Below are 24,261 nucleotides of genomic sequence, written 5' to 3' on the forward strand. Positions count from 1 at the left end.
GGGGTCTGACCCCATGACACCAGACCCCCTACATCCGGAACCAGTTCAGGATGGCGTCCAGCGGGCTGACGTTGAGCGCATAATTGGCTTGCTCGCGCACGACCGGCTTGGCACGATAAGCGACGGAATATTTGGCCAGCGCCATCATCTTCAGATCGTTGGCGCCGTCACCCACGGCGATGATCTGGTCGGACGTTGCACCAAGCTCCTGGGCCAGCGACGCCAGGCGTGCGGCTTTGCCCTGGGCGTCGACGATATCGCCGTGGACGCGGCCGGAAAGCTTGCCGCCGCTGACTTCCAGCACATTCGCATGGCAGGCGTCCAGGTCCAGGCGGGCCTTGAGCCTTTCGGTGAAGAAGGTAAATCCTCCCGACACGAGCAGAACCTTCAGACCGTATCGGCGCGCCGTCGCAATCAGGTTTTCCGCGCCGGGATTCAGGCGCAGGCGTTCTTCATAAACCCTTTCAAGCGCCGTGGCATCGACGCCCTCCAGCAAGGCCACCCGGCGCCTCAGACTTTCGGCGAAATCCTTGATCTCGCCGCGCATCGCCGCCTCGGTGATGGCGGACACCTCGGCCTTGCGTCCGGCCAAGTCGGCGATCTCGTCGATGCATTCGATATTGACCAGCGTGGAGTCCATGTCCATCGCCAGTATCCTGCAGTCGCGCAAGCGCGCAATGTGATCGAAGAAAGCGTAGTCCATGCCGAATGCGTCACAGCATGCCTGCACTTCGGGCCGTACGTCAGGGTCGACATCCAGCAGGCGGACCGCCGTGTTGCCGAGCTCCTGCACCCCGCCGGCGCTGGCGATGGCGGCGATCTTTTCGATGTTGGAAGCGACCAGATTGGGCGCCTGCAGAATGAGATGTGTCATGTCAGTGTGCTGCGGCCGAGACCGCAGCCTTGCCAGGCTTGCGCCGGCGCATCAGATAGCGGAAAACGAACCCTGGATACCCCAGCACCAGGAACAGGCTTAGGGTGATGGCAAAGAACTCCCACTGCTTGGGAAACAGATTGCCCATATTGGCTTCGAATCCAAAGCCCATGGCGCCCACCAGGACGTAGAGCACCAATACCTCGAGCAGGCTCGAGAAAAAGGATTTGTCGGCCTGCCGGCCCCGGTTGCGCCAGCCGGGATAGGCGAGCAGCGCGATCGCAATGCCGACGACAGCCAGTAGCTTGATCGTGAACAAGGCGACCGATGCCGCGTCGGACGCCATGAAGAAAGCACCCGCAAGGAGTGCGTATCCACCATAAGCCATACCGGCCAGGGCAGCGAAAAAAACCAGTGATTCCAGCAGGTTCCGCCAAGCGGGACGCGGCGGTTCACCTGCCTGCGTCCAGGGCAGCGCCAGCATCGGGCGCTTCAGGACGAAAGGCAGGTTCGCCATCAAGAGCGAAAGGCCGATCAGGAACCAGATCGCAAATGCCTGTGTCATGCGATCAGAACTTCAAAGAGCTCTCGATGACCCGGACGCACAACGCCATGAGACCACCCGGCAATATGCCCAGCGCAAGGATCAGAAGGCCATTGAGAGACATCAGGCCGTTGGTGACGACGCCGGTATTGACCGGAACCAGTTCGCCTTCGGGCTCGTCGAAGTACGCAACCTTGACCACGCGCAAATAGTAGAAGGCGCCAATCAGCGAAAACAGCACCGCGACCACCGCCATGGCGATGTAGCCCGCGCCGATCAACGCCTGCAGCACCGCCAGCTTAGCGTAGAAGCCCGCCAGCGGCGGAATGCCCGTCAGCGAAAACATGGAGACCAGCAGCAGCCCGGCCAGTACCGGATTACGGCGATTCAGGCCCTTCAGGTCGGAGATCTCTTCGCACTCGAAACCTTCGCGGCTCAAGAGCAGGATCAGGCCGAAAGTGACCAGCGTGGTCAGGACGTAGATGACCACGTAGAACAGCGCCGAACCGTATGCCGAGCCTGCCGCGACCGCCTGCCCTTCCACCACGCCCGACAGCAGGCCCAGGAACACGAAGCCCATGTGCGAGATCGTCGAATAGGCCAGCATGCGCTTGAAATTGGATTGCATGATGGCGGCCAGGTTGCCGATGGCCAGCGACAGGACGGCCATCACGAGCAGCATGGGTTGCCAGTCGATGGCAATACCGTGCAGGCCTTCGATCAGAAGGCGCAGCGTGATGGCGAAAGCCGCCAGCTTGGGCGCGGCGCCAACGATCAGGGTGACGGAGGTCGGTGCGCCCTGATAGACGTCGGGGGTCCACATATGGAATGGCGCTGCGGTCAGCTTGAACGCCAGGCCGGAGACGATGAACACCACGCCGAAGACCAGTGGCAGGCGCTCGGCATTGCCACTGTTGATGACCTGGGCGATCAGGCGCATGTCGAGCTGGCCGGTCGCGCCGTAGATCATGGACATGCCGTACAGCAACACGCCCGACGCCAGTGCGCCCAGCACAAAGTACTTCATGGCGGCTTCCGTGGCCTTGATGTGATCGCGGCGCAGCGCAACCAGCGCATACAGGGCGAAGGACATCAGCTCAACGCCCAGATAGACCGTGAGCATGCTGCCGGCGGAGATCATGATCATCTGCCCGAGCAAGGCGAAGAGCGCCAGGCAGTATAGTTCGCCGCCATTCTTGACCATGTCGCGGCGCTCGGAATACTCGCGGCCGTAGATCATGGTGGCCGCCACTGCGATATAAGACAGTACCTTCAGGAAATGCGCGAGATCGTCGACGACATACAGGCCGCCGAAGGAGTTGCCCCGCACGCCGGCGCCCCATTGCCACAAGGAAATTACCGTCAGCACCAGCATGGCGCCGATGCTCAAGGTGAAGGTCGTATGGCGGGACTCGGTCTTGTTGAATGCGTCGACCAGCAAGATGGCGCAGGCCATGATCAACAGCGAAATCTCGGGCGTAGCCAAAGCGAAGTCAAATGGATTTTGCATAGTATTTCAGGTCTACAGTTTCGAGATAGAGACGTGCTGCAGCAAGGCCTGCACCGACACATGCATGACATCTGTAAACGGTTTCGGATGGATACCCATGTAAAGCACCGCGATGGCCATGACACCCAGGATGAAGAACTCGCGCCGGCTGAGGTCGCTCATGCTGCGCACCGCATCGTTGGCGATGTCGCCGAAAGCCACGCGCTTGAGCATCCAGAGCGAATAGGACGCACCGAGGATGAGCGAGGTTGCAGCCAGAAGGCCTATCCAGAAGTTGTATTCCACCGCGCCCATGATGACGGTGAACTCGCCCACGAATCCGCTGGTCGCCGGCAGGCCGGCATTGGCCATGGAAAACAGCACGAAATACGTGACGAAGCGCGGCATGACGTTGATGACGCCGCCATAGTCATCGATGCGGCGCGTGTGCAGGCGATCGTACAGTACCCCGATACACAGGAACATGGCGCCCGACACGAAGCCGTGGGAGATCATCTGCACGATGGCGCCCTCGAGGCCGGCCGTGTTGAACACGAAGAAGCCGAGCGTCACGAAGCCCATGTGGGCGACCGATGAATACGCCACCAGCTTCTTCATGTCGTCCTGAACGATGGCGACCAGGCCAATGTAGATGACCGCGATGAGCGACAGGGCGATCATCATGCCGGCCAGGCTCTGCGAGGCGTCAGGCGCGATCGGGAGCGAGAACCGCAGGAAGCCGTATGCGCCGAGCTTCAGCATGATGGCGGCCAGCACTACCGAACCTCCGGTGGGCGCCTCGACGTGCGCGTCCGGCAACCATGTATGCACCGGCCACATGGGAACCTTGACGGCGAACGCCGCAAGCAGGGCCAGGAAGATCAGGATCTGGGGCGTGTAGTCCAGTTTGAGCCCATGCCAGGCGAGGATGTCGAACGAGCCGCCGGCGGAATGCCACAAATAGATGAAAGCGACGAGTGTGAGCAACGAACCCAGCAAGGTGTACAGGAAGAACTTGAATGCCGCGTACACACGATTCGGGCCGCCCCATACCCCGATGATCAGGTACATCGGAATGAGCGTCGCTTCGAAGAACACGTAGAACAGCATGCCGTCCAGCGCCGCGAACACGCCGACCATCAGCCCCGAAAGAATCAGGAAGGCTGCCATGTACTGCGAGATCCGACTGGTGATGACTTCCCAGCCCGCAAGCACCACGATGATGGTGATGAAGGCCGTGAGCAGCACGAACCAGAGCGAAATGCCATCGATGCCGAGATGGTAGTTGACCGCAAAGGTTTCGATCCAAGATGCCTTCTCGACGAACTGCATGTCGGCTGTATCGGGATTGAAGCCCGTGTACAGCGGCAAGGTGACGAGAAACCCCGCGACGGCTCCGATCAGCGAAATCTTGCGCGTGAAGCCCGGCCGATCATCGCGGCCCAGCAGCAGCACCAACAGACCCGCAACAATGGGAACGAAAATCGAGAGCGTTAACCAGGGAAAATTAGAAGACGCCATATCGCTTGCCATCAGTGAACCGTCAGCACAAAAAAGGTTAATAAAGCCATGATCCCGATGATCATCGCAAAGGCGTAGTGATAGATGTAGCCGGATTGCAGGTGACGGCTGACCGCCGCCACCCAGCCCACCACGCGGGCGCTTCCGTTGACGAGCAGGCCGTCGATCAGGCCGCGGTCGCCGGCCTTCCAGAAGCCGTGGCCCAGGCAGCGCGCCAGACGCGCCACCACTTGCTCATTGAACCAGTCGGCGTAGTACTTGTTGTCCAGGATCCGGTTGACCACGGACAGATTGCGATGGATGGCGGCCGGGACCTTGGGATTGACCAGGTAGCAATACCATGCAACCACGAAGCCCGCGATCATCAGCCAGAACGGAACGGTGACGAAGCCATGCAGCGCATATGCCACCCAGCCGTGCCAGTGTGAAGCCAGCTCCGCCATGGCGGGATGCGCAGGCAGGACAGCGATGACGCCATCGAAGAAGCTGCCGAACAGCAGCGGATCGATGAACCACGCACCGGCAATGACCGACGGAATGGCCAGCAGCACCAGCGGCAGCGTGACGACCCAGGGGGATTCGTGCGGCGTGCCGCCGTGATGCCCGTGATCGTCGTGGCCGTGGGCGGCATGCCCAAGGGCGTCGAAGCGTTCCTTGCCATGGAAGACCAGGAAATACACCCGGAAGGAATACAGCGAAGTCACGAACACGCCGATCAGCGTCGCGTAGTAGCCGAAGCCCGCGCCCCATACGTCGGCCGCGCCCGCCGCTTCGATGATGTGCTCTTTCGAGTAGAAGCCGGCGAAGAAAGGCGTTCCGACCAGCGATAGCGTACCGATCAGGAAGGTGATCCAGGTGATGGGCATGTACTTGCGCAAACCGCCCATGTTGCGGATGTCCTGGTCATGGTGCATGCCGATGATGACGGAGCCCGCACCCAGGAACAGCAGCGCCTTGAAGAAGGCATGCGTCATGAGGTGGAAGATCGCGGCCGAGTATGCCGATGCGCCGAGCGCTACCGTCATGTAGCCCAGCTGGGAAAGCGTGGAGTACGCCACGACGCGCTTGATGTCGTTCTGGACGATGCCCAGTATGCCCAGGAACAGCGCGCCGATGGCGCCGATCACGATCATGACCGACAAGGCGGTGTTCGACTGCTCGAACAGCGGCGAGAAACGCGCGACCATGAATATGCCGGCCGTCACCATGGTGGCGGCGTGGATCAGTGCGGAAATCGGCGTGGGGCCTTCCATGGAATCTGGCAGCCAGGTGTGCAGCGGGACCTGCGCGGATTTACCCATTGCGCCCACGAAAAGCGAGATGCAGGCCACCGTCAGCAACTGCCAGTCGGTGCCCGGGAACGCCATGCCGGCGAGCTTCTCGCTTTGATCGAATATTTCGCCGTAGTGCATGCTGCCCGCATAGGCGAACAACAGACCGATGCCCAGGATGAAGCCGAAGTCGCCGACGCGGTTGACCAGGAAGGCCTTCATGTTGGCGAAAATGGCCGTGGGACGCGTATACCAGAAGCCGATCAGCAGGTAGGACACCAGGCCGACCGCTTCCCAGCCGAAGAACAGCTGGACCATGTTGTTGGACATGACCAGCATCAGCATGGAAAAGGTAAAGAGCGAGATGTAGGCGAAGAAGCGCTGATAGCCCGGATCGTCGGCCATGTAGCCTATGGTGTAGATATGCACCATCAGCGAAACCGAAGTAACGACGACCATCATCAGGGCGGACAGCGGATCGATCAGGAAACCGAGCTCCAGCTTGGTCGTGCCAATGACCGACCAGGTATATAGCGTGCCGTCGTAGGTATGCCCATCGAGAACCTGGAACAGCACCATGACCGAACCGATGAACGATACCGCCACCAAGGCGATGGTGAGCATGTGCGAACCGCGGCGGCTCACCCAGCGGCCCAGGAAGCCGGTGCCGAAAAGGCCGGCCAATATGGCGCCCGCCAGCGGCGCCAGCGCGATCAACAAGTAGAGATTTGGTGAATTCATAATTTGAGCAATCCCATCAACCCTTGAGCTGGTCAAGTGCGTCAACATTGATCGTATTCAGGTTGCGGAACAGCAACACCAAGATCGCCAGCCCGATGGCGGCTTCCGCCGCGGCCACCGTCAGCACGAAGAAGACGAACACCTGGCCGGCCGTATCGCCGAACCAAGTCGAGAACGCCACGAAATTCATGTTTGCGGCAAGCAGCATGAGCTCGATGGACATCAACAGGATGATGAGATTGCGGCGATTCAGAAAGAAGCCGAAGATGCCGATGGAGAAAAGAATTGCGCCAAGTATCAGATAGTGGGCAAGTGTCAATGTCATTTGGTATCCCCTTGAGCTTTTTCCGCCTCGTTTTTCGCGGGCGCTTCAGTCTGCGACGGCATGCTGACCATGCGCAAGCGGTCCTGGGCGCGGACCCTGACCTGTTGTGAAGGATTGGTGCGCTTCACGTCGCTCCGGCGCCGCAGCGTCAGTGCTATGGCGGCAATCATGCCCACCAACAAGACAACGCCTCCGACCTGCACGGCCAGCACGTAGTCCGTATACATGGCCACGCCCAGCGCATGCGTATTGTTGTAGTCGTCGGCAACAGGGGCGGCGGGGCCCGCGTCGAGCCAAGTGCTTGCAAGCACGAAGGCCATCTCGAGCACCATGATCGACCCGATCAGCAAGCCGGCGGGCAAATAGGCCTTGAAGCCGGCGCGCAGTGCATCCATGCGTACGTCAAGCATCATCACGACGAACAGGAACATCACCATGACGGCGCCGACGTAGACGACGACGAGCAGCAGCGAGAGGAATTCTGCGCCCAGCAACATCCAGATCATGGACGCGGTGAAGAACACCAGGATGAGATGCAGGACGCCGGTGACAGGACTGGAGGCGGTGACGACACGGAATGCGGCAATCACCAGCACCAGCGCCAGCAGATAAAACAGGACAGTAGAAAAAATCATAGGTGTCTGGTCCGGCATCAACGATAAGGGGCGTCTTCTGAACGACGGCGCGCGATTTCAGCTTCGTAGCGGTCCCCGACGGCCAGCAACATGTCTTTGGTGAAGTACAGGTCGCCGCGCTTCTCGCCGTGGTACTCGGAGATGTGCGTTTCGACGATGGAATCCACCGGACAGCTTTCTTCGCAGAAGCCACAGAATATGCACTTGGTCAGATCGATGTCGTAGCGCGTGGTGCGGCGGGTGCCGTCCTCGCGCTCCTCGGATTCGATTGAGATGGCCAGCGCAGGGCAGACGGCCTCACACAGCTTGCATGCAATGCAGCGCTCTTCCCCGTTCGGGTAGCGCCGCAAGGCATGCAGGCCGCGAAAGCGCGGCGATGCCGGTGTCTTTTCCTGCGGATATCGCAAGGTGACCTTGCGCTTGAAGAAATATTTTCCCGTCAGGCGCATGCCCTTCAGCATTTCGGACAGCATCAAACTGCCGAAGAAATCTTTAATTGCTTCCATAATCTTCTAGCCCCTGTGTCCTATTGCCAAATATTCCAGGGCGTCTGCATCCATATCGCCACAACGAGCAGCCAGATACCGGTCAAGGGAATGAACACCTTCCAGCCCAGACGCATGATCTGGTCGTAACGGTAGCGCGGGAACGTCGCACGGAACCATATAAACATCGAAACCACAAAAAAGGTCTTGATACCCAGCCACAGCCATCCTGGAATCCAGGTGAGCGGCGCGATGTCCAGCGGGGGCATCCAGCCGCCCAGGAACATGATGGACGCCATCGCCGAGAGCAGGATCATGTTCGCGTATTCGCCGAGGAAGAACAGCGCAAAGCCCATGCCCGAATACTCGACCATGTGGCCGGCCACGATTTCCGATTCGCCTTCCACCACGTCGAACGGATGCCGGTTGGTTTCGGCCACTGCCGACACCACGTAGATGACGAACAGCGGCAGCAAAGGCAGCCAGTTCCAGGACATGAAGGTAATGCCCTTGGAGGCGAACCACCCGGCGCCCTGCCCTTCCACGATGCCGCTGAGGTTCAAGGTGCCCGACACGAGAAGAACGGTGATGAAGACGAAGCCGATGGCCAGTTCGTACGACACCATTTGCGCGGCTGCCCGCAGCGCGCCCAGGAATGCATACTTGGAGTTCGATGCCCAGCCTGCGACGATCACTCCGTATACCCCCAGGGAAGTGATGGCCAGGACATACAGCAAGCCGGCGTTGACATCGGCCAGCACGACTTCAGGGCCGAAGGGAATCACCGCCCAGGCCGCCAGCGCGGGCATCAGGGTGACGACCGGCGCGAGAATATACAAGACCTTGTTGGCCTTGCTGGGCACGATGACTTCCTTGGTGAGAAGTTTGAACACGTCCGCAAAAGGCTGCAGCAGGCCGCGGTAGCCGACCCGGGTGGGCCCGAGGCGAACGTGCATGGCGCCGATCATCTTGCGTTCCCAGTAAGTCAGGTAGGCTACGCACAGGATGATGGGGACGGCGATGACTACGATCTTGACGAGCGTCCATACGACCAGCCACGCGGTGGGGCCCAGCAGGCCCACGCCATAGTTTTCAAGAACTGTAAGCCACTCCATTAGACTCGCTCCACCGTCAGTTGGCCGGAACCGCTGCCCAGCGCCAGAGTTTCATTGAACGCCGTCGCGATACGCACGCAACCAGGGGCAACCGTATCGTCCAGCTGCACCGCCAGAACCACCTCGCCCTGGGCGCTGCCCACACGCACGGCGGCGTCGGCCGCAATGCCAAGGCCGGCCATCGTGCCGGCGGACATGCGAGCCTTGGGAGGCAGCGATGCGGAAGCCTGCTGCAAGGGTTCGGAGCGGCGCACCAGCGCATCGCTGCGGTAGATGGGTACGTCGGCCACCCTTTCGAGCCCGGCCGCGGGCGCCGCAAGCGCCGGCAATGCCGCAACCTGATTGGACAGACGGGCTTCGACGCCGCCGACCATGACGGAATCGCGAACCGATTCGGAGGTTTCGTCTTCGAAGCCCTGGAGATCGAGCAAATTGCCCAGAACACGCAACACCTTCCAGGCCGGACGGGTATCCGCGTACGGCGCCGCGACACCCTTGAAGCTTTGCACCCGGCCTTCGATGCTGACGAAGGTGCCCGAAGTTTCGGTGAAAGGAGAAATGGGCAGCATGACGTCGGCCCATTCTTCAGCCGCCGAGCGGAACGACGTCAGTGCGACCTTGAATGAGGCCGACTTGAGAGTCTGGAGCGCTCGGGCGCCATTGTCGCTGTCAAGGGCCGGCTCGGCATGGAGCACGACATAGGCTTTCAGCGGTTGCTGAAGCATCTGCTCGGCAGTAAGTCCGCCGCGGACCGGCACGGCCCCGGCCAGGTATCCGCCCACGGTATTGCCACCCGAGGTCAGGAAGCCCAATGTCGCCTGTGCGGCCTTGGCAAGTTCCGACGCATTCGCAGCAATCAGGCTGGCATGGGCGGATGCCATGGCCATGTCGCCCAGGAAAACACCGACGCGTTGTCCGGAGGCCAGGCCGGCCGCGACCAGCCGAGCCGCCTCGGTGGGCTGAACATTGGCCAGGCCGTCTGGTGTGGATGGCTCTGCCGTGTTCTGCGCCAGCGCGACCAGCACCTCTGCCACGGCGTTGGGCACTTGGCTGGGGGCAACCGTGATCCGGCCGGCGACAGGGAACAGAGGGTCTTCGGCGGCCGAGTCGATGAAGAAGATCTGCGTGCCGCGCTTGGCAGCCTGGCGCAGGCGCTGGGCCAGCAACGGCTGCTCCTTGCGCAGGACCGAGCCTACGACGAGCACGCGATCGAGTTCGCCGAAGTCGGCCACGGACATGCCCAGCCAGGGCACGCCGGCAACGGCCTGGTCGAGCGTCGGATCGATGGCGCGCAAGCGGAAATCGACATTCTCGGAACCGACGGCGCGCATCAGACGGGCCAATAAAGCGAGTTCCTCGGTGGTGGCCATGGGGCTGCCGATGCCGCCGATTTGATCGCCGCCAAACTGCTCGCGCACGTTGCTCAACCCTTGGGCGACGACTTGCAGCGCGTCGGTCCAGGACGCCTCGCGCCATTGGCCGTCTTCGCCCTTCACCATGGGATGGGCAAGGCGGTCATGCGTATACAGGCCTTCATAGGAAAAACGATCACGGTCGCTGATCCAGCACTCGTTGACGTCTTCGTTCTCGAAGGGCACGACCCGCAGCACACGGTCGAGCTTGGTCTGCACGACCAGATTGGCGCCCAGGCTGTCGTGCGGACTCACCGAACGGCGTCGCGCCATTTCCCAGGTACGCGCCGAAAACTTGAACGGTTTCGAAAGCAAGGCGCCAACCGGGCAGATGTCTATCATGTTGCCGGAAAGCTCGGACTCGACCGCCTTGCCGACGAACGTCGTGATTTCGGAGTGCTCGCCCCGGTTGACCATGCCGATTTCCATGATCCCGCCGATCTCCTGGCCGAAGCGGACGCAGCGGGTGCAATGGATGCACCGTTGCATGCCGTCGGTGGAAATGAGCGGGCCCATGCTCTTGGCGACGACCACGCGCTTTTCTTCCTGGTAGCGCGACGCCGAAGCCCCGTATCCGACGGCCAGGTCCTGCAACTGGCATTCGCCGCCCTGGTCGCAGACCGGACAGTCGAGCGGGTGATTGATCAGCAGGAATTCCATGACGCTCTTCTGGGCCGCAATGGCCTTGGGCGAGCGCGTATGCACGATCATTCCGTTGGTGACCGGTGTTGCACAGGCAGGCAGGGCCTTGGGCGCCTTTTCGACGTCGACCAGGCACATGCGGCAGTTGGCGGCCACGGAAAGTTTCTTGTGATAGCAAAAATGCGGCACGAACACCCCGAGCTTGTGGGCGGCCTGGATAACCATGCTGCCTTCGGGTGCTTCTACTTTGATGCCGTCGATGGTGAGTTCAACCATTAGCGTGTCCTGACCCTACAGATATTTGGGCACCACACAGCTCTTGTGCTCGATGTGGTGTGCGAACTCGTCGCGGAAATGCTTGATGAAGCTGCGTACCGGCATGGCGGCCGCATCGCCCAGCGCACAGATCGTGCGCCCCATGATGTTCTGGGCGACGTTGTCGAGGACGTCGAGATCCTCGGGCCGGCCTTGGCCGTTTTCGATGCGCGCCAGCATGCGGTACAGCCAGCCGGTACCTTCACGGCATGGCGTGCATTGGCCGCAGCTTTCTTCGTAATAGAAATAGGACAGGCGCAGCAGGGATTTCACCATGCAGCGGGTTTCGTCCATGACGATGACGGCGCCCGAGCCGAGCATGGAGCCGGCCTTGGCGATGGAGTCGTAGTCGAGGTTGGTTTGCATCATGATGTCGGCGGGTAGCACGGGGGCGCTGGAGCCGCCCGGGATGACCGCCTTGAGCTTGCGGCCGCCACGCATGCCGCCGGCAAGCTCGAGCAGCTTGCTGAAGGGCGTGCCCAGGGGGACTTCATAGTTGCCGGGCAGTTCGACGTCGCCGGATATCGAGAACAGCTTGGTGCCGCCGGCATTGGGCACGCCGATATCCAAGTATTCTTGCCCGCTGTTGCGGAAAATCCAGGGAACGGCCGCGAAGGTTTCCGTGTTGTTGATCGTCGTGGGCTTGCCGTACAGGCCGAAACTGGCGGGAAACGGCGGCTTGAACCGAGGCTGTCCTTTCTTGCCTTCGAGCGATTCGAGCAAGGCGGTTTCTTCGCCGCAGATGTACGCACCGTAGCCGTGAAAGGCATGCAGCTGGAAATTGAAGCCCGAACCCAGGATGTTGTCGCCCAGGAAACCGGCCTCGCGGGCCTGCTCCAGAGCGCGCTCGAAACGATCGTAGATTTCGAATATTTCGCCGTGGATGTAGTTGTAGCCCACGGTGATGCCCATGGCGTATGCCGCGATGGCCATGCCTTCGATCACGATATGCGGATTGAAGCGCAGGATGTCCCGGTCCTTGAAGGTGCCCGGCTCGCCTTCGTCGGAATTGCACACCAGGTACTTCTGCCCAGGAAGCGTGCGCGGCATGAAGCTCCACTTCAAGCCGGTCGGAAAGCCCGCGCCGCCCCGGCCGCGCAAGCTGGATGCCTTGACCTCGGCAATGACGTCATCGGGCGTCATCCCCGTGGTGAGGATTTTGCGCAGGGCCTCGTAGCCGCCGCGCTTGACGTAGTCTTCCAGCCCCCAGTTAGAGCCGTCCAGCCCCGCGACGATCTGCGGGTTGATATGGCGGTCGTGGAAGATCATGCTGTTGGACAGATCATCGCCCGGGTTGGGCGTCAGTCCTTGCGAAAATCGCTGCAACAGACCGGGCGCGCTCATGCCGACTCCCCATGCTGTTTAAGTTCCTGGATCATTGCATCTATCCTTTCCGGAGACATGCGTACGCACATATGGTGATTGTTCATGAGCATGACGGGCGAATCACCGCAAGCCCCCATGCACTCACCCTCCATCAAGGTGAACAGCCCATCGGGCGTGGTCTCGTGGAAATCGATGCCCAGTTTCTGCTTCAGGTAATCGGCCGCCTTCACGCCGTCGCGCAAGGCACAGGGCAGGTTGGTGCATACCGTGATCTTGAAGCGACCGACGGGATGCGTATTGAACATGTTGTAGAAAGTGGCGACTTCCTGCACGGCAATGGAAGGAACGCGCAGGTAAGCGGCGATGTCGTCGATGACTTCAGTGGATACCCAGCCCTTCTCTTCCTGTGCAATGGTCAGCGCCGCCATGATGGCGGACTGTTGCTGGTCCTGCGGGAACTTCGTGAGCTCCCGGTCGATTTTCTGATAGGCTTGTTCGGAAAGCAGCATATTTTGAATCCGGTTTTTACCTTGGCTCGCGCCGGTTAACGGTCGATTTCGCCAAACACGATGTCTTGCGTACCAATGATGGTGACGGCATCGGCGATCATGTGTCCGCGCGCCATTTCGTCCATGGACTGCAAATGGGCAAAGCCGGGCGCGCGAATCTTCATGCGGTAAGGCTTGTTGGCGCCGTCGGAGACCATGTAGATGCCGAACTCGCCTTTCGGGTGCTCGACGCCCGCATAGACTTCACCGGCCGGCACATGCATGCCTTCGGTAAAGAGCTTGAAATGGTGAATCAAGTCTTCCATGCCCGTCTTCATTTTCTCGCGGGAAGGCGGAGCGACCTTGTGGTTGTCGACAATGACGGGGCCGGGGTTGTTGCGCAGCCATTCCACGCATTGCCGGATGATGCGATTGCTTTCGCGCATTTCGGCCACGCGGACCAGATAGCGGTCGTAGCAATCGCCGTTCACGCCGACGGGGATGTCGAATTCCAGGCGGTCATAGACTTCATATGGCTGGGTGCGGCGCAAGTCCCACTCGACGCCGGATCCCCGCAGCATGGGGCCGGTAAAGCCCAGCGCCTTGGCGCGGTCGGGATCCACCACGCCCACGCCCACCAGGCGCTGCTTCCAGATGCGGTTGTCGGTCAGCAGGGTTTCATATTCGTCGACGCAGGCCGGGAAGCGATTGGTGAAGTCTTCGATGAAGTCGAGCAGCGAGCCGGAGCGTGCCTCGTTCATGGCGCGCACTTCTTTTTCGCCACGGTACTTGCTGGACTGGCCGTACTGGGGCATGGCATCGGGCAAGTCGCGATACACGCCGCCCGGCCGGTAGTAGGCCGCGTGCATCCGCGCGCCCGACACGGCCTCGTAGCAGTCCATGAGGTCTTCGCGTTCGCGGAACGCATACAGGAAGACGGCCATGGCGCCGACGTCGAGCGCATGCGAACCCAGCGACATGAGGTGATTGAGCAGGCGAGTGATCTCGTCGAACATGACGCGGATGTACTGCGCCCGCAAGGGCACCTGGACGCCCAGCAGCTTTTCCACCGCCATGACATAAGCGTGCTCGTTGCACATCATGGACACGTAGTCCAGGCGGTCCATATAAGGCAGCGCCTGCAGGAAGGTTTTGTGCTCGGCCAGCTTTTCGGTGGCGCGATGCAGCAGGCCGATGTGCGGATCCGCCCGCTGGATGACTTCGCCGTCCAGCTCCAGAACCAGGCGCAGCACGCCGTGGGCGGCCGGGTGTTGGGGACCGAAGTTGAGTGTGTAGTTCTTGATGTCAGCCATGCTTTAGCGCCCTGCTCCGTAGCCTTCTTCACGCACGACGCGCGGGTTGATCTCGCGCGGTTCTATCGTGACGGGTTGATAAATGACCCGCTTCTGCTCGGTGTCGTAACGCATCTCGACGTTGCCGGACAGGGGGAAGTCTTTACGGAAAGGATGCCCGATGAAACCGTAATCGGTCAGAATGCGGCGCAGGTCGGGATGGCCTTCAAAAACAATGCCGTAAAGGTCGAAAGCTTCGCGCTCGAACCAATTGACGGTGGGCCAGACATCGACCAGCGAGGCAATGACCGGAAACTCTTCGTCTTCGATGTAGGCCCGCACGCGCAGCCGAATGTTGTTCTTGACCGACAGCAGATGAATAACCACGGCGAAGCGATGCGGATGCACGCTGGCGTCGGGCACATGGGTGGGCGCTCCCCAGGCGGAGTAATCGATGCCGCAGAGGTCGATGCATGTATCGAAACCCAGAGAGGGAGTGTCTCGCAAAGTGGTACAGGCATCGGCCCAGCTCTTGGCCGGCACCACGAGCGTCAGCTCGTTCAGAGCCAGCGTCAGCGTGGCGGATTCGCCAAATGCGGCCTGCAGATTGTGTTGTAGCGTTTCGAGCCTAGTCATATCTCTATTCAACGTTGAACGCGGCAGCCCGGCGGGCTCAGCGCGCGATGGTGTTGGTCAGGCGGATCTTGTTCTGCATCTGGAGCAGGCCGTAGACCAGGGCCTCAGCCGTGGGAGGACAGCCGGGCACATAGACGTCGACCGGAACGATGCGGTCGCAACCCCGGACCACCGAGTACGAATAGTGGTAGTAGCCCCCGCCGTTGGCACAGGAACCCATGGATACCACCCAGCGAGGCTCGGCCATCTGGTCGTACACCTTGCGCAAGGCGGGCGCCATCTTGTTGCACAGCGTGCCGGCGACGATCATGAGGTCTGATTGACGCGGGCTCGGACGAAAGATGATGCCGAACTGATCCAGGTCGTAGCGTGCCGCCCCGGCGTGCATCATCTCGACCGCGCAGCATGCCAGGCCGAATGTCATGGGCCACAGCGAACCCGTCTTGGCCCAGTTCAGAAACTTGTCTGCACTGGTGGTGATAAAGCCTTCTTTCATAATGCCGTCGATAGCCATATATTTGCCTCGTAGGTCGGCCGGACGCCTGGCGTCCGGACCGACAAAAACACAAGCGGCGTTACCGCGATGCGTGCAGCCTGAAACCGTGCGCTTCAGGCCTTGCCGTTATTCCCAGTCGAGCGCGCCTTTTTTCCACTCGTAGATGAAGCCCACGGTGAGAATGGCGAGGAACACCATGACGGTCCAGAATCCAACCAGCCCGATGGTTCCGTTGGCGATGGCCCAGGGGAACAAAAATGCGATTTCCAGATCGAACATGATGAACAGGATCGCAACCAGGTAATAGCGCACGTCGAATTTCATGCGCGAATCGCCAAAGGCCTCGAAGCCGCACTCGTACTGCGAGAGCTTTTCCTCGTACGGACGATGCGGACCAAGCAAGCGACCGGCGGCAAGCAGCGCAAAACCTATCAGCGTCGCAACGACAATAAACAGCAGAACGGGAAAGTACTGTTGCAGATTCATCCGGGGCGTCCAATCACAATAAGTAAACTCTGGGATTGTAGCATTTTGAGAGCGTCATTCGGCTGAAAGCCCTTGAACGGAAACAAGTTATTGGCTGCATGCCACCCTTTGCCGGACAAGGAAAAAACACACAGCAAAAAGCCACCCGAAAAGGGTGGCTTTTTGTTGCAAGCCTGGCTTGCTGCGCTCTGTATCGGCCCGGAAATCCGGGCCGACTCGGTGCATAGACGAGCTATGCGTACCGATTAGAAGCGGTGACGCAGACCGACGCCGATGACGGTCGATTTTGCATCAGGCAGGAACTGAGCGTGCTTGGTGTACGAACCGATAGCGTACACGTTGGTGCGCTTGGACAGGTCGTAGGTGTAGCCCAGGCTGTACGTTTGTTGCTTGTCGGTGTCCAGATCCGTACCGTTCCATGCATCGGGATTGCTACGGGGATCAGCCATGTGCCAGGAAGCCATTACCTTGCCGGCGCCCAAAGGAGCAGTCAAACCAACCAGGTAGGAATTGATCTTCAGGCCTTCAGCATTGACTTGGCCGGTGGGCAGTTGGCTACCGAAGCTTTCAGCAGCGAACAGACCATTGCGGGTTTGGCCGTATGCCAAGTGCAGCTTGACGACTTCGAAGTCGTAGGCAGCACCCAGGTTCCAGGCGCGGACCGTGAAGCCGTCACCGGAAGTCTTGGTCTGGTCGTAGCTCAAAGCAGCGGTCAGAGGACCATTGGCGTAACGCAGACCGGTGGTGATACCACGGTTGTTAGGATCGTCGTTGCCGCTGATCTTGAACTGTTGCGTGCCGCTGGTGCGGAACGAGTAACCTGCACCAAACTGGAAGCCCGAGAAGCTGGGGGTTTGATACATGACCATGTTGTCCCAACGCACGGTGTTGACGGCCGTGAAGGCTGCACCGATGTTGGCTTGGCCGAAGCCTTGGCTGAACGGATCGATCGCGCCGAAGTACTTGGAACCGATGTTGGTTTGACGACCAACGTCCAGACGGCCCCATGCGTCGCTTTGCAGACCCAGGGTTGCCTGACGGCCGAACAGACGGTCGTTTTGAGCGTTGGATTGACCTTGGTTACCAGTACCCAGGTCGAAGCCGCTTTCCACTTGGAAAATGGCTTGCAGGCCATTGCCCAGATCTTCGGTACCACGCAGACCCCAACGGTTGCCGGACTGAACGCCGTTGATCATGCCAGTCTTGGTCGCTTTGGAATCGGTCGCGCCAGTGCGGCTAGCCGAGTAGCTGGTGTTACCTTTGACTTGTTGATAGCCAATACCACCGTCCAGGATACCGTAGAGGGTAACCGACGTTTCTGCTTGAGCAACGCCAGCAAAGCCGGCGACTAGAGCAGCAGCGAGCAGAGTCTTTTTCATGTAAGAAATCTCCGTAGATTTGAGTAACTAGAGCAGCGACTACCAAACTGTGCTGCTGCTCTTTCTAACTCCGCGATGGGAAGTTGCTGCTATTGCATCAAAATTCCGGCCTCGTGGCTACGACAGCTTCAGCAAAAGACGGGTTTTTCGCTGTCTCTGTTGGCTAGCAACAACAGAACAGCCCCAGGGGAAACAAAAAGTAAGGGATTACCCGGGTCTATTTGTGGCGATGATGCGACATCGGCAAGCTGCGTTTTTGTTTTAAGGGGCAATTTAAGTATATGCCGCAAGCACCTGTTTTCATTAAGGCTTTTTCGGTGCTGCCCATTGCGGAAAAATCATACGTTTTTCAAGGATTTAACAGCTACGCCCCATCGGGAATGACGGAAATTTACGTTCTGGACGCCTGTACGAAACGGCGCATTCCTGGATAATGTAACGATCCTCCGCCGTGACCGCATTACCCGTCAAACGCGGCGCATGTGATTGTCCCAGGCCAGTTGCCGTTCAGCCTGGACGACAGCCTTGAAATTATCCTTCGGCGCGATTCTTGCCAGGCGCCCGTCGCCGCTGCTGATCAGAAACCCGCCGCCGGGCGCGGCTGCAACGCCGCAGCCATCGAAAATCGCGCTTCGTCCCAGGCATTGCCCGCTTTGCGCATCCCAGAAAACAGCCACACCGCCCACCGGGCTCGTCGTCGACACCACTTTGCCCCAGGGATCGTAGGCAAGCGAGCCTATATAGTTCTTCATGGCTCGCAAGTTGCCTTCGTCGGCCTGAAGCAATTCGGCGGGCATCCCGCGCCGATGCCTGCCCAGAAGCGGAGGCCTATGGGCCGCCGGCCCGGTGTACTGGCAGCCGAACCATACGTATCCCGCCTCGTCCACGACCAGATGGCGGATGGAAAGCCGGTTCAAGGATTCATCCAGGAATACCTGTTCCAGCAAGTCTCCCGTGGCCAGATCCAGATACGCCAGGGACGGCCGCATCTCAGCCGCGTTCAGTTGCAGTTTCCCGTAGTCGGGATGCGTCAGGATACCGCCGTTGGCCACGCATAGCGTGCGCCCATTCGCCAATAGCACGACCTCATGGGGGCCTACGCCGCCCGTGGAGTATTCGCCGATGCGGCCATAGCCCTGTCCCGGCCTGCAGTCGTACACCCCGATTACGCCACGCCCCGCCTCGTAGTCATTCTCGGTCGCGTACAAACGGCGGCCATCCGGCGCATACACACCATGGCCGTAAAAATGGCGGCCCACCTCCGCCTTCAGGATGAGCGGTTCGCCGGCGGAGTCGAACTCCATTGCCACCGCAAAGAAACCGGGCTGCCGGCCGAATGCAACGGCGCGGCGATGCTTGCTGTCTATCGCGAAACTGTGCCCACGGCCCGGCAAGGAAATGACCGATCTATCCTTCGCCTTGTCATCGAACAAGGCCGCTTCGTAACGTTCGCCATTTTTTCGCGCCGCGAGATAAAGAACGTCTTCCTGGATGGCGGAGGCGCTTCCGCCGCCGTCCAAAGCAAGGGATTGCGCACTGCTGCGCATAGGGTCAGATCCCGTATGGGGTCTGACCCCTTTGATCGCGTCCAGGCCGATGAAGAATCCGCCCAGCGCAATGGCCGACAGCAAGCGGCGCCGTTCAATCTCCATCGAGCGCATTGAATCCTATCCTTACGCCGAACGCCGGCGCCATGTGTTCGTCCACCACACTCTTCGCATTCTTCAGAATCAGGGCGATCAGCTGAAGCTGGCGGTAGCCATCGTCCGAGTTCACTGCCTGGTCCCATGGCGACGGGAGTCGGCCAAAGGCCTCCGCCGCCCTTTGCAGCTCATTCCGCACGCTTTCATCCACCCATTGCTCATCATCGCCGTACTGATATGCGCCAGCCAGGTAAAATCCGCGCATGCCTTCGATTGCCGCCCGCTGCGACATGGCTGCAAGCCCGCTCCTCCAAAATGGAGCACGGCGCGGCGTGGCGCCGGCGGCATCGCGTCCGAGTACCGGCTGAAGCTTGACGGTCTGTCCAAACTGCAGTCCCGTCGATAAAGCCTTGAGCGCCTCCGATGCGACTTCCTGCCGGCTGCGGTACAGCGCCCGGTCCGGTGCAGGCTGTACGAATTGACGTCCGAACTCGCTGTCCGCGCGCCACTCCGTCGTCAACGCCTCCCCGATGGCGGCAAGGTTGCCCGTGATGGCGCCGGCGAACCTGCAGGAACGTTCGCGCCCGGCCGCCTGCCCGGACAGCAGGCCATGCTCTCTATAAAGCACGTATTCCAACGCGGGCAATCCCTGCAGCGCCACGCTCAGCTTCGCCAGCCCTTCGGAATCCGGCAGATCCTGCTTCCCATTGAGCACCGCCTGTACCTGCCTCAAGACAACGCCGCGGGGATCAGGCCAGAACTGGATGCGCTCATAGCGGTTCTCGTTCATCATCGGACCGAACCGAAGGAATTCGATATGCGACCACGCACCGACCAGGGTGGCGAATTCTTTGGCGACGGCCATGCTTGACGATTGTGCCGGCCGCGCACAATACAGGCCCACCGCGGCCATCAAATTGCGCGCGGAATCGCGGAACTCCCGCATGGCCGGACTAATATAGTCCCGCAGCAGGTTCGCCCCCAGTTGCGGCGGCAGCGTTCCCGCCCAGCAAGCGCTCGCAACGGCCAACGAAGCCAGGCCGGCTGTGATGGCCGCCGATGCCAAGCGCCGGGGGGGCAGACCCCGTATGGGGTCTGACCCCTTCGCCTGACCAGGCTTTTGCCGGCAATTCATAAAGACTCCAGAAACCGGATCAGGTCGGCACGCTGTGCCGGCGTCATGTCGCGGACACGGTCGCGGGCCGCCTGCGCCTCGCCTCCATGCCAGAGAATGGCCTCCAGCAACGTGCGGGCCCGTCCATCATGCAACCACGTCGCGGCAGGATTGACCGTTCGCGTGAGGCCTATGCCCCACAACGGCGGCGTCCGCCATTCGCGCCCGGATGCCTCGCCCTCTTCCACGTTGTCCGCCAGGCCTTCGCCCATGTCGTGCAAGAGCAGATCGGTATAGGGCCAGATGAGCTGAAAACGATGCTCGGGCCGCTCGGCGTCGCGCCTGGTCACATACTTGGGCACATGGCAGCCTATGCAATTGGCCTCGTAAAACAGCTTCTTGCCGGCGAGCACCCGCTCGTCCTCGACGTTGCGCCGTTGCGGCAGCGCCAGATTGAGTGCGTAGGCCGTCACCAGATCCATCAAGCGCCCCGGCACTTCGTGCTCGCCCAGATGAGACTGCGCGCCATTGGGCATGGCGAGGCAGGCCTCCTGAACCGAGGTGCAATCGCCATAGTGGTCTGGAAACAAAGGCGAGGACAAGCCCATATCGCCCGAGAAAGCCCTCGCCGACTGGCGCGCCACCGAGGATTCGCCGGCCTTCCAGTTGAAACGCCCCAGGACTCGCTCGCCCGTGTCGGGATCGAGCACCCAGTTTGGCTTGCCCGAAATGCCGTCTCCGCGCGCTGCCGCGGCATTGGCGAGAATGTCGTCGGGATGTATCGCCTCCAGCAGCCCCAGGCCAAGCATGGGCGGCGCCAGGCGCGGCGAGACGCGCACGTCGGGATGCAGGGGCCCATAGCCCAACGACTCCAGGCGATAGCTTGGCACCATGAGAACCGCCGCCTCCTCGCCGTTCAAGCCGACGGGGTTTTCTTGATAGGAAATTCTGATTTCCCCTTCCGCCGGCAACCCCGGCACCGCAAAGGGCTGGAATTGATGGCCGTATACCGGATCGGGAATCAAGACGTTGCCGGCGCGTTTCAATCGGTCCTGGGCCTCCTGGGCCGTATCGGGCAGCGCCAGGCGCAGCAGCAAGGCCACCGCATCGTTCTGCTGCAGGGGATCAAAGCCCGGGACGGAACCACGTCCGTCTTTCACATGGCAAGCCTGGCACGAGCGCGCATTGAACAACGGGCCCAGCCCGTCCGACGCCTGAGTGGAGGACGGGGACGACACCCAGTCCTTGCGGAACAATCCGTTCCCGACCATGAAGTCCTGCCGGCCTTCGAAATCAAGGTTGGCGGCGGGATGAGAGAAAATATCGGGGTTGATCAGCTTGCGGACGGTGCCCGCGCCGCCCTGCATCGCCTCAAAAGATTCCGCCCGGTCGAATTGCGCGGCGGGCGCCGTGATCCGCCGGACGCGTTGCCGTTCCTCTTGCGACAGATCGGCACGCTGCGGACCGCCCGCCCACGCGGCACTCGTGCATGCGGCAAGAACGAAGGCAAGAAAGAAGGCGGATCGCACGGTCTGGGCTGAAAACGCCGCCTACTGAAAGACGGCCGATGGGTTGTCGAGGCTGTCCGACCCTTCCAGCTGAACCTGTCCCAGATCCAGCGCAGTGACGATGCGCTCTATGCTGCGTGTCTGCGTAACCAAGGCGTCGATGACCGCCTGCACCACCGCATTGCCCTCGGTATTGCCCTGCGCGATCATCTGGTCATAGGTTTCGATCTGCTCCGCCCTGTCCTTCATGGCCTGCATGGCGGACAGCGTCTCGCCCAGCCGGGCGCGCATTTCCCCGTCCAGCGCCGGGTCGCGCTGGCGGACGAGGTCCGACAGCGATGCTCCCTTGACGCGGGAGCCATCCACGCGCTGATATTCCCCGAGATAGACATTCATCATGCCGACCTGGTCATAGAAGTGCGAATTGTGGGTGTTGTCCGAAAAGCAATCGTGCTCTTCTTCGGGATCATGCAGCATGAGCCCCAATTTGATGCGCTCGCCAGCCAGCTCTCCGTAGGAAAGGCTTCCCAGTCCGGTCACCATGGCCACCAGCCCGGCTTGCGCGTCATCCTGGACGGCCTGGCGAGCCTCGCCCCCTTCTCTCCAGTTAGCCACCATTTCCTCCAGATCGGACACCAGCATGTCGGTCGCGGTCTGCAGGTACTGCGCGCGGCGGTCGCAATGGCCGCCCGTGCAGTTTTTCGCGTCGTAATCCGTGTAGGGCCGGTTGCCCGCATGCCGCTCTTGCGGCGTGCCCTGGCGGCCGGCCGGCGCGGGGCCTGTTCCGTTCAAGTCCTGTCCCCACAACAGGAACTCGATCGCGTGGTAGCCGGTTGCAACGTTCGCTTCGTTGCCGTCGGCTTCGTGCAGGACTTCACGCAGCAGCGTGGCATTGATGCGGCTGCTGTCCGCCGACTTTCCGCCGACCTTCAGTTGTTGATTGGCGATGACGTTCACGACGTAATAGACATTGGCATCGGAATCCGTGCCGTAGGAAGCGTCGACGTAATCGATCATGCCTTCGTCCAGCGGCCACGCATTGACCCTGCCTTCCCAGTCGTCGACGATGGGATTGCCAAAACGATAGGCTTCAGTCTGCTGATACGGAACACGCGCAGCCAGCCATGCCTTGCGCGCCGCAGCCATCGAATCGGCGCTGGGCTTGTCAACCAGTTCTTGCACCGCGTCCTGCAAGGCCTTGGCGGTGAAAAGCGCGTCTTCGTATTCGGCCAGAGCGATGTCGGCATAGGTCTGCAGCACCGCCGAAGGCGCGACATCGGCATGCGCCGCCGTTCCACACATCGCGACACCCAAGCCGACACTCAACAGCCATTTCCTCATGCTCCCCCCTTTTTGACGGCATGGACGTAAAACGAAATTGTAAACGATTTTCATTACGAAACCGGTGCTGCCAGCCACGCCCGCGCACTGCCGAGGCACGGAAATTGCTGCGGCAGGCGCACACACCCACAAGGAAAGGCACATGGCTGCAGGCAACAGGCGCTCCCTCTGGAAAGGCGCCATTTCATTCGGTCTGGTCCATATTCCCGTTGCCCTTTATTCGGCGACGGAAAGCCAGGGCATCGATTTCGACTGGCTCGACGAGCGCAGCATGGAACCGGTGGGATACAAGCGCGTCAATAAGGTGACCGGGAAAGAAGTCCGCAAGGAACATATCGTCAAGGGCATTGAATACGAGGACGGACAGTACGTGGTCCTCTCTCCGGAGGAAATCGCCGCTGCGTACCCCAAGACCACTCAGACAGTGGAAATAGAAACTTTCGTACCCATCGACGACATTCCCTTTGCCTACCTGGAACGCCCTTACTACCTGGCCCCGGTCAACAAAGGCGCCAAAGTGTACGCGCTGTTGCGCGAGGTGCTGGCCAAGAACGACAAGGCGGGGATCGCAAAAGTCGTGATCCATACTCGTCAGCATCTCGCCATTGTCATGGCCTGCGGACGCGCGCTGATCCTGAACCTGATGCGATGGGAAAGCGAGTTGCGCGGCACGGAGGACCTGAATCTTCCCGAGAAAGGCATCAAGGCCAACGGGCTCAGCCCCAAGGAGCTCGCTATGGCCGAACAACTGGTTTCCAATATGAGCGGCACATGGGAGCCTACCGATTTCTCCGACTCGTTTCGGGAACAGATTCTCCAGCTCGTCAAAGAAAAGTTCGAAGCCGGCGACATCCACGCCGTCGCTTCCGCTGAGTCCCTGGAAGAAACAGCTCCCAGCGCCCGCATCTATGACTTGACGGAAATGTTGCAGCGCAGTCTCAATAAAGGAACCGGCGCTCGCAAGACAGCGGAAGCCGAGCCCGCCAAAGCGAAAGCGCCGGCCAGCGGCAAAGCGGCGCCCAGGAAAGCGGCAAAGGCCGCTTCCAGGACGGCGCCGAGCGGCTCTGCCAAGCCAGCCCGCAAGAGCGCCGCAAAGACCGCCGTCAAAAGTGCGGCCAAAAAGGCCGCCGCCGCGAAGCCCCGTAGCACCCCGCGCAAAGGCAGCGCCAAAGCGGCTTGATCG

Annotated in this window: 22 protein-coding genes; 1 reads left to right on the forward strand and 21 read right to left on the reverse strand. The window is 60.7% G+C overall.

Translation table 11 applies throughout. The features are described from left to right. Window positions 1–28 precede the first annotated feature (28 nt). The 21 genes from serB to ACSBPU_RS14915 form a co-directional block, all read right to left on the reverse strand. Window positions 29–874, reverse strand: a complete 846-nt coding sequence (gene serB / locus ACSBPU_RS14815) for a phosphoserine phosphatase SerB (protein ID WP_442592805.1) — start codon at window positions 872–874, stop codon at window positions 29–31. A gap of 1 nt (window position 875) precedes the next feature. Further along, on the reverse strand, window positions 876–1,439 hold the full coding sequence (locus tag ACSBPU_RS14820) for a DUF2818 family protein (protein WP_442592806.1): 564 nt from the start codon (window positions 1,437–1,439) through the stop codon (window positions 876–878). A 4-nt stretch (window positions 1,440–1,443) separates the two neighbouring features. Continuing rightward, entirely contained in the window at window positions 1,444–2,928 is a 1,485-nt protein-coding gene (gene nuoN, locus ACSBPU_RS14825) for an NADH-quinone oxidoreductase subunit NuoN (RefSeq protein ID WP_442592807.1), read from the reverse strand. A gap of 12 nt (window positions 2,929–2,940) precedes the next feature. Continuing rightward, complete coding sequence (locus tag ACSBPU_RS14830; protein ID WP_180068394.1) at window positions 2,941–4,443, reverse strand: NADH-quinone oxidoreductase subunit M; 1,503 nt, start codon at window positions 4,441–4,443, stop codon at window positions 2,941–2,943. Further along, entirely contained in the window at window positions 4,440–6,443 is a 2,004-nt protein-coding gene (gene nuoL / locus ACSBPU_RS14835) for an NADH-quinone oxidoreductase subunit L (RefSeq protein ID WP_442598371.1), read from the reverse strand. The genes ACSBPU_RS14830 and nuoL overlap by 4 nt, the downstream gene beginning before the upstream one ends. Window positions 6,444–6,456: 13 nt before the next feature. Next, window positions 6,457–6,765 (reverse strand): NADH-quinone oxidoreductase subunit NuoK, encoded by a 309-nt coding sequence (gene nuoK, locus ACSBPU_RS14840; RefSeq protein ID WP_180068146.1) that lies wholly within the window; start codon window positions 6,763–6,765, stop codon window positions 6,457–6,459. Continuing rightward, window positions 6,762–7,400, reverse strand: a complete 639-nt coding sequence (locus ACSBPU_RS14845) for an NADH-quinone oxidoreductase subunit J (protein ID WP_180068145.1) — start codon at window positions 7,398–7,400, stop codon at window positions 6,762–6,764. Before ACSBPU_RS14845 ends, nuoK begins: the two co-directional genes overlap by 4 nt. A 17-nt stretch (window positions 7,401–7,417) precedes the next feature. Then, window positions 7,418–7,906 (reverse strand): NADH-quinone oxidoreductase subunit NuoI, encoded by a 489-nt coding sequence (nuoI, locus tag ACSBPU_RS14850; protein WP_180068144.1) that lies wholly within the window; start codon window positions 7,904–7,906, stop codon window positions 7,418–7,420. Window positions 7,907–7,926: 20 nt separating this feature from the next. Continuing rightward, entirely contained in the window at window positions 7,927–9,000 is a 1,074-nt protein-coding gene (nuoH, locus tag ACSBPU_RS14855; RefSeq protein WP_180068143.1) for an NADH-quinone oxidoreductase subunit NuoH, read from the reverse strand. Beyond that, complete coding sequence (gene nuoG / locus ACSBPU_RS14860; RefSeq protein ID WP_442592808.1) at window positions 9,000–11,330, reverse strand: NADH-quinone oxidoreductase subunit NuoG; 2,331 nt, start codon at window positions 11,328–11,330, stop codon at window positions 9,000–9,002. Before nuoG ends, nuoH begins: the two co-directional genes overlap by 1 nt. 15 nt (window positions 11,331–11,345) lie before the next feature. After that, complete coding sequence (nuoF, locus tag ACSBPU_RS14865; RefSeq protein ID WP_442592809.1) at window positions 11,346–12,713, reverse strand: NADH-quinone oxidoreductase subunit NuoF; 1,368 nt, start codon at window positions 12,711–12,713, stop codon at window positions 11,346–11,348. Beyond that, on the reverse strand, window positions 12,710–13,204 hold the full coding sequence (gene nuoE / locus ACSBPU_RS14870; protein ID WP_180068140.1) for an NADH-quinone oxidoreductase subunit NuoE: 495 nt from the start codon (window positions 13,202–13,204) through the stop codon (window positions 12,710–12,712). The genes nuoF and nuoE overlap by 4 nt, the downstream gene beginning before the upstream one ends. Before the next feature lie 35 nt (window positions 13,205–13,239). Continuing rightward, complete coding sequence (locus ACSBPU_RS14875) at window positions 13,240–14,496, reverse strand: NADH-quinone oxidoreductase subunit D (RefSeq protein ID WP_180068139.1); 1,257 nt, start codon at window positions 14,494–14,496, stop codon at window positions 13,240–13,242. 3 nt (window positions 14,497–14,499) lie between these two features. Then, window positions 14,500–15,111, reverse strand: coding sequence for an NADH-quinone oxidoreductase subunit C (locus tag ACSBPU_RS14880; protein WP_442592810.1), 612 nt, complete (start codon window positions 15,109–15,111; stop codon window positions 14,500–14,502). Between the two features lie 37 nt (window positions 15,112–15,148). Next, window positions 15,149–15,625: a NuoB/complex I 20 kDa subunit family protein gene (locus ACSBPU_RS14885; protein WP_130008530.1), complete on the reverse strand. Its 477-nt coding sequence runs from the start codon at window positions 15,623–15,625 to the stop codon at window positions 15,149–15,151. Between the two features lie 108 nt (window positions 15,626–15,733). Then, window positions 15,734–16,093 (reverse strand): NADH-quinone oxidoreductase subunit A, encoded by a 360-nt coding sequence (locus tag ACSBPU_RS14890; protein ID WP_180068137.1) that lies wholly within the window; start codon window positions 16,091–16,093, stop codon window positions 15,734–15,736. A gap of 245 nt (window positions 16,094–16,338) precedes the next feature. Beyond that, window positions 16,339–17,472, reverse strand: a complete 1,134-nt coding sequence (locus ACSBPU_RS14895; RefSeq protein ID WP_442592811.1) for a porin — start codon at window positions 17,470–17,472, stop codon at window positions 16,339–16,341. 467 nt (window positions 17,473–17,939) lie between these two features. Next, window positions 17,940–19,133, reverse strand: coding sequence for a DUF1513 domain-containing protein (locus ACSBPU_RS14900; protein ID WP_442592812.1), 1,194 nt, complete (start codon window positions 19,131–19,133; stop codon window positions 17,940–17,942). Then, complete coding sequence (locus ACSBPU_RS14905; RefSeq protein ID WP_442592813.1) at window positions 19,114–20,250, reverse strand: imelysin family protein; 1,137 nt, start codon at window positions 20,248–20,250, stop codon at window positions 19,114–19,116. The genes ACSBPU_RS14900 and ACSBPU_RS14905 overlap by 20 nt, the downstream gene beginning before the upstream one ends. Further along, window positions 20,247–21,758 carry a di-heme oxidoreductase family protein gene (locus ACSBPU_RS14910; RefSeq protein WP_442592814.1) on the reverse strand — a complete coding sequence of 504 codons (1,512 nt, stop codon included), beginning with the start codon at window positions 21,756–21,758 and terminating at the stop codon, window positions 20,247–20,249. The genes ACSBPU_RS14905 and ACSBPU_RS14910 overlap by 4 nt, the downstream gene beginning before the upstream one ends. Window positions 21,759–21,779: 21 nt before the next feature. Beyond that, window positions 21,780–23,078 (reverse strand): imelysin family protein, encoded by a 1,299-nt coding sequence (locus tag ACSBPU_RS14915; RefSeq protein ID WP_442592815.1) that lies wholly within the window; start codon window positions 23,076–23,078, stop codon window positions 21,780–21,782. A gap of 142 nt (window positions 23,079–23,220) precedes the next feature. Between ACSBPU_RS14915 and ku the strand changes: the two genes are divergently transcribed. Then, complete coding sequence (ku, locus tag ACSBPU_RS14920; protein WP_442592816.1) at window positions 23,221–24,258, forward strand: non-homologous end joining protein Ku; 1,038 nt, start codon at window positions 23,221–23,223, stop codon at window positions 24,256–24,258. Window positions 24,259–24,261 lie beyond the last annotated feature (3 nt).

Source organism: Parapusillimonas sp. JC17, assembly GCF_052180245.1.
Lineage (GTDB): Bacteria > Pseudomonadota > Gammaproteobacteria > Burkholderiales > Burkholderiaceae_B > Parapusillimonas.